Genomic DNA, 12747 nt, shown 5'->3' with positions numbered 1-12747 from the left:
ATGACAATTCACCTCCGGAAATATCGCTTCGCCCGGCGCTCGGCCTCTGCCGCCGCGGCTTCGGGCGTGGCGGCGTCGGTCGCGACCGAGGCGCACATCTGCACCAGCACGTAGTCGGCGTTGACCGCGCCGGAGGCCGCGGAAATCGGGCCCTTGTAACCGGTCCAGTATTTGTTGGCCATGGTGTCCTTGAAGATGCGCACTTTGGGATCGCCCGACCACACCGCCGAGGTGGCATAGGCATTGAGCGGATGCGCCCAGTAGCCGCTATTGGCATTGAGCCACGGCTCGTATTGCTCGTGCTCCAGCATGAATTGCAGGAATGCCTTGGCGGCGTTCGGTGAGGGGCTGTGCTTGAACACCATCGCGTTCAAAGTAAGTCCCGCCATCGGTGAGGTCTTGGCGAGCCCCATCGGCACGAACTGGTGCTCGGTATCGTCGGCGATCGGCCTGGTGGCGGGATCGTTCTTCAGCGAGAAATACAGCGAGACGCCGTTCGAGGTCAGCGAGATGTCACCGGCCGAATAGGCGCGGTTGTTGCTGACGTCGTTCCACGACGGCGTGCCGGCGATGAAGGTCGGGTACAACTCCTTCAGGTAGTTCAGCGCGGCGATGGTTTCCTTGCTGTTGATCGTGACATTGCCTTCCTCGTCGAGCAGCGAGGCGTTGTGCGACCACAACAGCCAGCTGGCGAACCCGTTGCCGTCGCCGACGGCGTTGCCGAGCGCGAAGCCGGCGGGCTTTGAGCCCTTCTGCAGTTTCCGGCACAGCTCGAGAAAGCCGGCATGATCATCCGGAACCTTGTCGTAGCCGGCCGCCTGCACCATCGACTTGCGATACACCAGGGGACCGCCGCTGGCGCCGAACGGCAAGCCGATCCAAGCGTCGCCCTTGTGGCGCTTGCCGTATTTCTCGGCGAGGAACATCCAGCCGCCGTAACGCTTACCGAGATAAGTGGCGACCTCGGTCAGCTCGATCAGCTTGTCGGCATAGATATGCGGCGCGTCCGAGAAGCCGATGATGATGTCGGGGCCGGCGCCCGAGTTGGAGGTGACCGCGGTCTGCTGGTTGATGTCCTCCCAACCGACGAAATCGACCTTGACCGGCACGCCGGTCTTTTCAGTGAACCGCGCGGCGTTGGCGCGGAACACGTCCTCGTCGGGCTGCACGAACCGCACCGGCCGCAGCATGCGCAAAGTCGCGCCCTTTTCGATCGGGAGCGCCGGTGCCGGGACATCGGCGGCCTTGACGCTGGATGCGGCGGTCTGCGCTTTCGCACCGCTCGTGGCCAGCGCAGCGGCGGCGACGCCGAGCGCCAGCGCATCGCGACGGGTGAGGTCGTTGCTCATGGTTCTCTCCCTGTGTCCTCGCCCTGTATCCTCGGTTCCCGGCGTTGAATCGCCGGTGAATTCTTTCCACTAGGGCCTAGCTGTTCGGACCGCGCTCCATGCTGACAGGTTGCCAGCGGCGAAGCGAGGTATTTTGCAGTACCGAGGGGTTGACGCAGCTCACCGGCCACAGGCCCTGCAGCACCAGCGACAATTCATAGCCGACCCGGCGCTTGCGCGCCTCGTCGAAGCGCGCCGAGGCCGAGGCGACGTGCGCGGTCAGCGTGACGTTCTCCATGCCGAGCATCGGGTTGTTGTGCGAGGGTGGTTCCTTCTCCAGCACGTCGAGCGCGGCATGGGCGATCCAGCCCTCCTGCAGCGCCTTGATCAGCGCCTCCTCGTTCACGGTCGGTCCGCGTCCGGTATTGATGAAGATCGCGCTCTTCTTCATTTGCTTGAAGTGATTTTCGCCCAGCATGTGGTGCACCTCGGGCCGCGCCGGCGCATGCATCGAGACGAAATCGGATTGCGACAGCACCTCCGACAGCGTCGCCGGCAGCACGCCGTGATCGGAAATCAGCGTCTCGGCGATGAAGGGATCGTAGGCCATCATCCGCAGGCCGAAGGGAGCGGCGCGTTTTGCCACCGCGCGGGCGACGCGGCCGAACGAGATGAAGCCCAGCGTCTGTCCCATCAGCCGCGGAATCTTCAATAGCTGCGGCCGGCCCTCGGACCAGCGGCCCTGGCGCACCATCTTGTCCTGCTCGACCAGGCGGCGGAAACCCGACAGCAGCAGCATCATGGCATGGTCGGCAACTTCCTCGATGAAGGTGTCGGGAATGTTGGTGACGGGAATACCGCGTGCGGTGGCGGCCTTGACGTCGACGCTGTCGACGCCGACGCTGCCGAGCGAGATCACCTTGCAGTTCTGCAAGGCATCGATGATCTTCTTCGAAATCGGCATGCCCTTGGCGTAGACGGCGTCCGCGCTGCGGGCGGCCTCGATGAACTCCGCCTCGTTGGCGGGCGCCTCGATGATTTCGGCGTCGACCGGGTCGAGCGCCTCCTTTTCATAGGCATAGCCGCCACCGGCGACCGTGAAGCTCGCGCCCTTCGGCGTTACAATCCTGAATTTCGGCATTTCCTGCTTTCTCCCGATTTGACGTTTCGGTGTTGCTTATGGCCGCGACACACCGTCGATCTCAGTAGTTCTACGCGGCATCGTAACCAAGCGCTAAAGGGTTCACTATACCGTGCCCGGAATCAATCCGCCAATCACCCGCCAATTCCCCCGGAGACACCCCGTGACGCTGACCAATCTGAAGATCACCCCCAAACTCGGCATTTTGGTGGGTGTAACCCTGGTCGGCCTCTGCATCGCCAGCGCGCTCGCAGGCTATCTGATGCAGCGCGAGATGCTGAATGCCCGGATCGATCAGGTGCATTCGATCGTCGACATGGCGCGCAATATGGCCGCTGGATTGCAGAAGCAGGTCGAGGCCGGCCAGCTCACCAAGGAAGCAGCTTTGGCCGAATTCGGCCGCCGCGCCAATTCCATGACCTACGACAACGGCAGTGGCTACCTGTTCGGGACGACGTTCGACGGCATCACCGTGCTGGCGCCCGATCCCAAGCAGGTCGGCACGAACCGCATGGACGTGGTGACCAATGGCCGGATGCTGTCCCGCGAATTAATGGAAGGCGTCAAGGCCCATGGCGAAATCCTTCTGACCTATGAATATGTCAAGCCCGGCCAGGAGACGCCGGTCCGCAAGATCGGCTACGCCGTCGCGATCCCCGCCTTCAACATGTATCTCGGCACCGGCGCCTATCTCGACGATCTCGACACCAAGCTGAAGCCGGTGATCTGGGCGCTCGGTCTTGCGACGCTGATCATCGCGGTGCTCTCGGGCGGCATCGCCTGGATGATCGGCCGCAGCATCAGCCGGCCGCTCGGCCAGCTCGGCAACCGCATGCAGGCGCTGGCCGATGGTTCGCTGGAAGACGAAATCCCCGGCGTCGGGCGCGACGACGAGATCGGCGCGATGGCCGCGACCGTTCAGATTTTCAAGGACAACGCGGTGCGGATCCGCGGGCTGGAACAGGCCGAAGCCGAAACGCAAGCCCACGCCGCAGCCGAGCGCCGCGCGGCGATGGAAAGCCTCGCCGGCGATTTCGAGCGTAGCGTCAACGGTATCGTCCGTTCGGTGTCGACCGCCGCCGCCGGCATGCAGACCACCGCGCAATCGATGACCGCGACCGCGAGCGACGCCAGCGCGCGGGCCGCCACTGTCGGCTCGGCCTCGCAAAGCGCCTCCAACAATGTCGGCACGGTTGCCGCCGCCGCCGAAGAGCTGTCGAGCTCGGTCGCCGAGATTTCCCGTCAGGTAACGCGGTCGAGCGAGATCGCCAGCAAGGCTGTCGGCGATGCCGAGCGCACCAACGCCACCGTGCAGGTGTTGTCGACCGGCGCCGAGAAGATCGGCGAGGTGGTCAAGCTGATCCATTCGATCGCGGCGCAGACCAACCTGCTGGCGCTGAACGCCACCATCGAGGCGGCCCGCGCCGGCGAATCCGGCCGCGGCTTTGCGGTGGTTGCCTCCGAAGTCAAGGCGCTGGCCAACCAGACCGCCAAGGCCACCGAGGAAATCTCCGGCCAGGTGGCGGCGATGCAGGCTTCGACCAGCAACGCGGTCGCCGCGATCAGCGGCATCACGCAAACGATCGCGCAGATGAGCGAGATCACGGTCAGCATTTCCGCGGCGATCGACCAGCAGGGCGATGCGACCCGCGAGATCGCGCGTAACATCCAGTCGGTCGCGGCCGGCTCGAACGAGATTTCGGCCCATATCGGCGGCGTCACCCAGGCCGCGACGGCCACCGGCAAGGCTGCTTCCGACGTGCTGTCGAACGCCCGCGAACTCGACAACCAGTCCGGCATGCTGCGCAGCGCGGTCGACGGATTCCTGGCCAAGGTCCGCGCCGCGTAAGCTTACGCGGCCGACCCCTGCCGCGAGGCGGTCACGACGCCCGCCAGCACCAGGACGTAGCCGATCAGGTGAAACAGCCGCGGCTGCTCGCCGAGCAGCAGGATCGCCATCGCCGAGCCGAACACCGGGACCAGATGCAGGAACGGCGCGGCGCGGTTCGGCCCGATCAGTGCGATGCCGCGGTTGAAGAACAGATACGCCAGGGTCGAGGGAAAGATCACGACATAGATCAGGGTCGCCGCCGTCAAGGCGTCGAATTTCAAGGTGGCGCCGGTGGAATATTCGAAGACCGAGAGCGGCAGCAACAGCAGTGCGCCGCAGCCCATGGTGAAGGCAATCAGCGACAGCTGATGCGTCTTCGGCCGCCGCGGCATCAGCGCCGAATACAACCCGAAACTCAGCACCGCGCCGGCGAACATCACGTCGCCCTTGTTGAACTGGATGCTGGCAAGGGCCGCGAGGTCGCCGCGCAGGATGATGGTAAGTACGCCCAAAAGCGAAATCGCGATGCCGGCGAGCTGTGCCCAGGTCAGCCGCACCCCGAACAGGGTGAGCGACCACAGCGCCACGAACAGCGGTCCCGAGGACTGGATCAGCAGCGCGTTCAGCGCCTGGGTGTAGTGCAGCGCCCAATACGACAGCGCATTGTTGAAGGCGAAACCGGTCGCCGACAGCGTCACCATCAGCGGCAGCCGCGCCCGCAGCGCCGGCCAGTCGCGTTCGAGATGCGGTTTCGCGAACGGCAACAGCATCAGGAATGCGCCGATCCACCTGATACAGGACAGCGTCACCGGTGGCACATGGCCGGCGACATAGCGCGCCAGCACGATATTGCCGGCCCAGAACAGCGAGGTCAGGCTCAGGAGCAGATAGGGCTGGTTGTTGAGCCAGCGAAGCGGGGAGCGCTGCGGAGCCTGGTCAGTCAATGCGCGACAATCGAATCCTCTGATCCCCGCACGTTGCGCCCGAAATAACAGTGCCGGCAAGATACTGCGGCGGATTGGTGCCATGCAGCGATCCCTCCCGGCGAATCGCGCGCACGCCAGGTTGGACGCCCCGCACATCGCTTCAGGATGATACTGTGACACAATCGTTGCGGAGTTGATCGGGATCGATGAAGGAGCTTGGCCATGGCCGTGGAATTACTGAATATCGAAGGCCTCGAGGCGCTCGATCGTCGGGCGCCGGTCGTGATGGTGAACCTGATGCGCTTCCACGAGCGCTCGCTCGACGGTGACGGCAGCGGCTGGGACGCCTACTTGCGCTACAGCGCGCACACCGTGCCGATGATCAAGGCGCGCGGCGGTACGCTGCTATGGACCGGCAACGCCAAGGTGGTCGCGCTGGGTCAACAGGCCGGCAATCAATGGGATTACGTGGCGCTGGTGTATTATCCGTCCGTCGCAGCCTTCATCGACATGATGACGTCGCTGGACTACGAAAATCTGAGCGACCCGCATCGCCGCAACGGCTGCGCCGAGCATCTGATCATCGCGACCAGCGAGGCCTACAGCAAGTTCAAGGTGGGTTAGATTAGAACTTGCGCACCAGTTCCGAGGTGATCTCACCGATGCTGCGGACGCCCATCAGCGCCATGTCGCGATCGACCTCGTCGCGCAGCAGCGTCAGCGCGCGCGTGACGCCGGCTTCGCCGGCGACGACGGCCGCGAACAGGAACGGCCGGCCGATGAAGACGAATTGCGCGCCGAGTGCGAGCGCCTTCAGCACGTCGGTGCCGCGCCTGATGCCGCCGTCCAGCATCACCGTCATGGGGCCTGCTTCGGCGGCGATCTCCGGCAGCGTGCGCAGCGAGGACACGGTGTAATCGAGCTGCCTTCCGCCATGGTTGGAGACGATGACCCCATCGACGCCGGACTCGCGCGCGATGCGGGCGTCGGCGGGCGCGATCAAGCCCTTGACCACGAGCTTGCCTTTCCACCTCTTGCGGATCAGCTCGACATGCTTCCAGGCAAGCTGGTCGCGCTTGCCGATGTTGCGCATCAGGTTCTTGGCCAGCACCGGCGGGCCGCGCGCGGCATCCACGTTCTCGAAATGCGGCATGCCGTGGTTCGCAAGGGTGCGTGCCCAGGTGCCGAACAGCCAGCGCGGATGGGTGATCGTGTCCCAGGCGATCTGCGGCGTGACGGCAATCGGGGTCCTGAAACCGTTGCGGATGTTGTTCTCGCGGTTGGGCGGCACCGGCACGTCGGCGGTAACGACGAAGGTGTCGTAGCCGGCGGCCGCTACACGGTCGACCAGGGGCTCGATGCGCGAGGCGTCGCCCGCCAGATAGGCCTGGTACCAGGCCGCGGGGTTTTCGCGCCGGACCTCCTCCAGCGCAATCAGCGACGCGGCGCTGAGGATCATCGGCACGTTCATGGCCTTGGCCGCGCGGGTCAGCACGATGTCGCCGCGATAGGCAACCAGCGCCGCCGAGCCCATCGGCGGAATTCCGAATGGTGCGGCGTAGGTCCTGCCGAACAGTTGCGTGGTCTGATCGCGGCCGGAGACGTCGTTGAGCACGCGCGGGACAAAGCCGTATTCCGAAAACGCCCGGCGGTTATCCGCGAGCGCCGTGTCGGTCTCGGCGGCGCCGGCGACATAGCCGTAGAGGAATTTCGGCAGAAGGCGGCGCGCAGTCGCCTCGAAATCGTCGAGCGAAAGATAGCGGCGCAAGCCGCGCGGCACGGCGCTTTCGGGGCGCTGCACCGTGGTGGGTGGGGGTGTCATATTTGAAGTCTTGTCGTGCATGTCGGGGGGCGATCCGTCCTTGGAAGTCCTGTCACGATGGTCCGACAAGGCGGACGCGCGGTCAACCGCCTTGCGTTAGCACTTTGCCTGGAAACTACCCGGCGCCGGCTTGCTTCCTCGAAGCGATGAATACGCCGGTCAGCACCAGCGCGAAGCCGACGACGTGAAACAATTGCGGACGTTCGCCGAGAAACACGATCGCCATCAATGCGCCGAACGCCGGCACCAGATGGAAGAAGGGCGCCGCGCGGTTGGCGCCGATCAGCTGCACGCCGCGATTGAAGCACAGATAGGCGATGATGGACGGAAACACCGGGACGTAGAACAACGTCAACAGATTGGCGGTGTCGAGCTGCATCAGCGGCCGCGTCAGCAATTCCCATATCAACAGCGGGATCAGGCATGCGGCGCCGACGCCGGAGGTGAAACCGATCAGCGACAAAGCATGGATTTTCGGCCGTTTCAGCGTCAGCACCGAATACAGCCCGAAGATCACCAGCGCCACCGTGAAGATGAGGTCGCCCTTGTTGAAGGCAATGTTGGCAAGCGCGGTCGGATCGCCGTGCAGCAGGATCACCAGCACACCGGTCAGCGATACGACGATGCCGCCGGCCTGCGTCAGCGTCAGCCGGACGCCGAGCAGCACCAGCGACCACACCGCGACGAACAAGGGCGCGGCCGACTGCAACAGCAGCGTGTTGAGCGCAGTGGTGTATTCGAGCGCCCAATATTGCAGTGTATTGAAAACGCCGATGCCGGTGATGGAGAGCAGGATCATGATGCCGATCCGGCCCCGGATCGCCGCCCAGTCCTGCCGCAAATGCTTCCATGCGAAGGGCAGCACGATCAGGAACGCCAGCGACCAGCGCAGGAACGACAGCGTCACCGGCGGAATGTGGCCGGCGGAGAGCCGGCCGACGATGGCGTTGCCGGCCCAGCACAGGGAAGTGATGGAGAGCAAGAGATAAGGCTGGTTGGCGAGCCAGTTACCGGGCGAGGCGGCGCGGGTGGCTCGATCGGAAGCGGACATGAGGGTTTGGATTCTTGGCCCGGGTTCGACGACGCCGCGGCCCGGCCCGGCGCTCCGGGCCGGTCAGACCCGGCCCTCTCACAGACACGGATTTTCGCGCTGGTTCAATGGCGCGCGATGCATCGCGACCATGCGTGCAGCGGGTTCCGAAGCCGTGGTTGGAAATCGAAGGCCGCCTGGTCTATTGTGCGGCGATGTTGCGAAAATTCATTCTGGCCTTGGCGATCGGCGTGGCATTTCCGGGAATGCCGATGGCGGAGCCCCGCTCCGGCATCGACGTCTCGGCGATCGATCCGGCCGTGCGCCCGCAGGACGATTTCTGGCAGTTCGCCAACGGCAAATGGCTCGCTGCGACGACCATCCCGCCCGACCGCCCTGCCTGGAACACCTTCCTGCAGGTCTACGAGACCACCCAGAAGCAGTTGCGCGAAGCGATCGAGGGCATCGATCCCTTGAGCCCGGAGGGCAGCGAACCGCGCAAGCTCGCCGATCTCTACGGCTCGTTCATGGATGAGGCGGGCGTGGAAGCCGCGGGCCTGTCTGGCCTGCGCGACGAGCTTTCGCGCATCCACGGCATCGGCGACAAGGCGGCGCTGCCCGCGACCTTCGCGCGTCTTTCGCGCCTCTGGGTGCGCATCCCCTGGGACCTGGATATCGGCCCCGACGAGCACGATGCGACGCGCTATGTCGCGCATCTGGAGCAAAGCCAACTCGGATTGCCGGATCGCGATTACTATCTCAAGGACGACGCGCATTTCGGCGCAATCCGCGCCGCCTATCGGCAACACATCGTCAAATTGCTCGCGCTCGCGGGCGAGCCAGCGACGGCGGAGATCGCCGACGGCATCATCGCGCTCGAGATCGAAATCGCGCGGCTGCAGTGGACGCGGGTCGAAAACCGCGATCCGCTCAAGACCTACAACAAGCGCGAGATATCGGCGCTGCCGGCGTTGGTGACGACGGACGACTGGCCGGCCTATCTTGCCGCCGCCGGCGTCGGCGCGGATGTCAGCACCCTGATCGTGGCGCAGCCGAGCTATTTCGACCAAATCGGCGCGATCCTGCGCGAGGTGCCGCTCGCAACCTGGCAGGCCTATCTCGCCTACAACCTGCTCAGCGCCTATGCGCCCTATCTGTCGCAGCCCTTCGTCGACGAGGATTTCGCCTTCGAGCAGCACAGGCTGCGCGGCGTGCCGGAAAACCTGCCACGCTGGAAGCGCGGTGTCGCGACCGTCGATCGCCTGATCGGCTTTGCGCTCGGCCGGCTCTATGTCGCCCGCTACTTTCCGCCTGCCAACAAGGCCCGCGCCGAAGCCATGGTCGCCAATCTGCTGGCCGCCTATCGCGAGAGCATCGCTGCGCTCGACTGGATGGGTCCCGAGACCCGCCGCCAGGCGCTCGACAAGCTGTCAAAGATCCGCCCGATGATCGGTTATCCCGACAAGTGGCGCGACTATAGCAAGCTCGAGATCCGGCGCGACGATCTCACCGGCAATGTCATGCGCGCGCGCGCTTTCGGCACCGATTTCTGGATGGCCAAGCTCGGCCACGAGGTCGACCGTGATGAATGGCGAACCTCGCCGCAGACCATCAACGCCTATTATGATCCGAACCGCAACCAGATCACCTTTCCCGCCGGCATCCTGCAGCCGCCGTTCTTTGACGCATCAGCCGACGATGCCGCCAATTACGGCGGTATCGGCACCGTGATCGGGCACGAGATCAGCCACGCCTTCGACGACCAGGGCAGCCGCTTCGACGGCGAGGGCAACTTGCGCAACTGGTGGAGCGACGAAGATCGCGCCCGCTTCGACGCCAAGACCAAAAGCCTGGTCGCGCAGTACGACGCCTTCAGCCCGCTGCCCGGCTATCACGTCAACGGCGCGCTGACGCTCGGCGAAAACGTCGCCGACAATGCCGGCCTTGCCATCGCCGAGCGCGCCTGGCGGCTGTCGCTCGGCGGCTGCCCCGCGCCTAAAATCGACGGCTACAGCGGCGAGCAGCGGCTGTTCATCAGCTTCGCGCAAATCTGGCACGACAAGATGCGCGATGCCGCCCGCATCGAGCGCCTCAAGGTCGACCCGCATTCGCCGGGCCAGTTCCGCGCCAATGGCAGCCTGCGCAACCAGGGCGCTTTCGACTTAGCCTTCGACGTCAAGCCGGGCGACGCGATGTACCTGGCCCCGGATCAGCGCATCTCGCTCTGGCAGGTCGATCGCGACATCGAATGCAAGGAAAAGAATCGCTAGGTCGGGGACCGTTTAAATTTACCGCGGCCGACCTGCGCCAGGGCTTCGTCGACCGCGGCGAGTTCGTCGTCGCTGGCGACATAGGTTTCGCCGAGGCGATCCAGCGCCAGCAGCATTTCGGCTGCTTCGTCCTGTCGCGCCGTGGGCCAACAGCCTATGGCGGCGAGCGCCTCTTCCATCAGCTCGGTCATATCAGCTGGATAGCAGGAAACGGCGCCTCGCTCAAACCGTCACCAGCGCGTGCGCGACCGCACCTGCCGCGATGGCGGCGTCGTTGGGATCGATCTCGATCTGCAGGCCGCGCTGCCCGCCATTGACGAACACCGTGGTATGGAGCATCGCGACGCGTTCGATCGCGACCGGCACTTTCTTTCTCTGTCCGAACGGGCTGATGCCGCCGACATGATATCCGCTCAGCCGCTCGGCATCGGCGGGCCGCATCATGTGGCCGGCCTTGCCGCCGAACGCCGCGGCGAGCTTCTTCATGCTGACCTCGCAATCCGACGGCACCACCACGCAGACCGGCCGCTCGTCGACCACCGCCATCAGGGTTTTCAGCACCCGGCCCGGTTCGACGCCGAGCGCTTCGGCGGCCTGCAGCCCGATGCTCTCGGCGCCGGAATCGTAGACATAGGTGTGCAGCTTGAAGGCGATGCCGAGCTTGCGCAGTGCAAGGGTGGCAGGCGTCGACTTGGGCATGGCGTTTGGCTCCGTCGTCGGATTCCGCCGGAGTCCATCGATAGCAAATTTCCGGAGCAGACGCAGCGCTGGCGCCCGTTCGCTGCACGCCGTCCGACCGGTTGCAAAATGGGCGCGGCCGAACGACGCGCATTCGACCTTAGCCGTATCCGCCGCCATTCTCTCGACATAAATTTTCGGGGGATATCAAAGGCTTGAAGCCGATTTCGAGGCCGGCCAAAGGCCCGTTCTTGCTTGCGTCGCCAGCCTGCTTCCGTTATCCGGTGGGATGCCTCGCATGCGAGCGGCCCCGGCCGTGATTTAGGCTGGGCGCATGATCCGGAACGGCGGCCGGTTCTTTCGGACAATCATGCTCGTGTGAATTCTCACTTGCAGAGGGAAGTTTCGCGAAATGGCCAATGTCGTCGTCGTCGGCGCCCAGTGGGGCGACGAAGGGAAGGGCAAGATCGTCGACTGGTTGTCCGAGCAGGCCGACATCGTCGTGCGCTTCCAGGGCGGCCACAATGCCGGCCATACGCTGGTCATCAACGGCGTGACCTACAAGCTGGCGCTGTTGCCCTCGGGCGTGCTGCGGCCCTCGAAGCTCTCGGTGATCGGCAACGGCGTAGTGGTCGATCCGCAGGCCTTTCTCGACGAGGTGACAAGGCTGCAGGGCCAGGGCGTCGCCGTCAGCCCGGAAAACCTGCGCATCGCCGAAAACGTCACGCTGATCCTTCCGCTGCATCGCGACCTCGATTCGATTCGCGAGACCTCCAGCACGGTCACCGCGATCGGCACCACGCGGCGCGGCATCGGCCCCGCCTATGAGGACAAGGTCGGCCGCCGCGCCATCCGCCTGATGGATCTCGCCGATCTCGATACGTTGCCGCACAAGATCGACCGCCTGCTGGCGCATCACAACGCGCTGCGCCGCGGGCTCAAGCTGGAAGAGATCGATGGTGCGGGCATCTTGAAGGAGCTGACCGAGCTGGCACCGCAGCTGCTGCCCTATGCCGAAACGGTGTGGCGGCTGCTCGACGTCAAGCGCCGCGAGGGCAAGCGCATCCTGTTCGAAGGCGCGCAGGGCGCGCTGCTCGACGTCGACCATGGCACCTACCCCTACGTCACCTCGTCCAATACGGTCGCAGCGCAAGCCGCCACCGGCAGCGGCCTGGGCCCAAGCGCGGTCGGCTATGTGCTGGGCATCTGCAAGGCCTATACGACCCGCGTCGGGCAGGGACCGTTTCCGACCGAGCAGGACAACGCGATCGGCCGCCGGATCGGCGAACGCGGCCGCGAGTTCGGCACCAATACCGGCCGGCCGCGGCGCTGCGGCTGGTTCGACGCCATGCTGGTGCGCCAGACGGTGCGCACCTCCGGGATCAACGGCCTGGCGCTGACCAAGCTCGATATTCTCGACGGCTTCGATACGATCGAGGTCTGCACCGGCTACCGGCTGGACGGCCGCGAGATCGACCATTTGCCGGCCGGCGAGGGCGCGCAGGCCCGCGTGGTGCCGGTCTATGAGACCATCGAGGGCTGGAAGGAGCCGACCGCCAATGCCCGTTCCTGGGCGGATTTGCCGGCCCAGGCCATCAAATATGTCCGCCGGGTCGAGGAACTGGTGGGCTGCCCGATTGCGCTTCTTTCCACCAGCCCGGAACGCGAGGATACTATTCTGGTCCAGAACCCGTTCGAGGCTTAAGGAGATGTTACCGGAA

The 12747-nt window shown here is 64.9% G+C and carries 11 protein-coding genes; 4 read left to right on the top strand and 7 right to left on the bottom strand.

The features are described from left to right. Positions 1 to 8: 8 nt before the first annotated feature. Both VK804_RS28450 and VK804_RS28445 read right to left on the bottom strand, forming a co-directional pair. Positions 9 to 1349 carry an ABC transporter substrate-binding protein gene (locus tag VK804_RS28450; protein WP_325376427.1) on the bottom strand — a complete coding sequence of 447 codons (1341 nt, stop codon included), beginning with the start codon at positions 1347 to 1349 and terminating at the stop codon, positions 9 to 11. Between the two features lie 76 nt (positions 1350 to 1425). Beyond that, on the bottom strand, positions 1426 to 2469 hold the full coding sequence (locus VK804_RS28445) for a C-terminal binding protein (protein ID WP_325376425.1): 1044 nt from the start codon (positions 2467 to 2469) through the stop codon (positions 1426 to 1428). A 163-nt stretch (positions 2470 to 2632) separates the two neighbouring features. Between VK804_RS28445 and VK804_RS28440 the strand changes: the two genes are divergently transcribed. Beyond that, positions 2633 to 4318, top strand: a complete 1686-nt coding sequence (locus VK804_RS28440; protein WP_325376423.1) for a methyl-accepting chemotaxis protein — start codon at positions 2633 to 2635, stop codon at positions 4316 to 4318. A gap of 2 nt (positions 4319 to 4320) precedes the next feature. On the opposite strand, the gene VK804_RS28435 is transcribed toward VK804_RS28440, so the two are convergent. Further along, positions 4321 to 5244 carry a DMT family transporter gene (locus VK804_RS28435; RefSeq protein ID WP_325376421.1) on the bottom strand — a complete coding sequence of 308 codons (924 nt, stop codon included), beginning with the start codon at positions 5242 to 5244 and terminating at the stop codon, positions 4321 to 4323. A gap of 204 nt (positions 5245 to 5448) precedes the next feature. Here VK804_RS28435 and VK804_RS28430 point away from each other — a divergent pair, with 204 nt between their 5' ends. After that, entirely contained in the window at positions 5449 to 5850 is a 402-nt protein-coding gene (locus tag VK804_RS28430; RefSeq protein WP_325376419.1) for a DUF1330 domain-containing protein, read from the top strand. Between the two features lies 1 nt (position 5851). On the opposite strand, the gene VK804_RS28425 is transcribed toward VK804_RS28430, so the two are convergent. Together VK804_RS28425 and VK804_RS28420 are read right to left on the bottom strand one after the other, a co-directional pair. Next, positions 5852 to 7048: an alpha-hydroxy acid oxidase gene (locus VK804_RS28425; protein ID WP_325376418.1), complete on the bottom strand. Its 1197-nt coding sequence runs from the start codon at positions 7046 to 7048 to the stop codon at positions 5852 to 5854. 115 nt (positions 7049 to 7163) lie between these two features. Then, positions 7164 to 8099 (bottom strand): DMT family transporter, encoded by a 936-nt coding sequence (locus tag VK804_RS28420; RefSeq protein ID WP_325376416.1) that lies wholly within the window; start codon positions 8097 to 8099, stop codon positions 7164 to 7166. A gap of 158 nt (positions 8100 to 8257) precedes the next feature. Here VK804_RS28420 and VK804_RS28415 point away from each other — a divergent pair, with 158 nt between their 5' ends. Continuing rightward, on the top strand, positions 8258 to 10348 hold the full coding sequence (locus VK804_RS28415; protein WP_325376414.1) for a M13 family metallopeptidase: 2091 nt from the start codon (positions 8258 to 8260) through the stop codon (positions 10346 to 10348). Here VK804_RS28415 and VK804_RS28410 read toward each other — a convergent pair. Both VK804_RS28410 and ybaK read right to left on the bottom strand, forming a co-directional pair. Beyond that, positions 10345 to 10539, bottom strand: coding sequence for a hypothetical protein (locus tag VK804_RS28410; RefSeq protein ID WP_325376412.1), 195 nt, complete (start codon positions 10537 to 10539; stop codon positions 10345 to 10347). The two genes, VK804_RS28415 and VK804_RS28410, sit on opposite strands and share 4 nt — an antisense overlap. A 31-nt stretch (positions 10540 to 10570) precedes the next feature. Beyond that, entirely contained in the window at positions 10571 to 11047 is a 477-nt protein-coding gene (gene ybaK / locus VK804_RS28405; protein ID WP_325376410.1) for a Cys-tRNA(Pro) deacylase, read from the bottom strand. Between the two features lie 391 nt (positions 11048 to 11438). Between ybaK and VK804_RS28400 the strand changes: the two genes are divergently transcribed. Next, on the top strand, positions 11439 to 12731 hold the full coding sequence (locus VK804_RS28400; protein ID WP_325376408.1) for an adenylosuccinate synthase: 1293 nt from the start codon (positions 11439 to 11441) through the stop codon (positions 12729 to 12731). Positions 12732 to 12747: the final 16 nt, after the last annotated feature.

Origin of the sequence: Bradyrhizobium sp. (assembly GCF_035484855.1) — a bacterium.
Lineage (GTDB): Bacteria > Pseudomonadota > Alphaproteobacteria > Rhizobiales > Xanthobacteraceae > Bradyrhizobium.
Note: the sequence above shows the minus strand (reverse complement) of the source record. Positions and strands in the feature narration are given on the sequence as shown.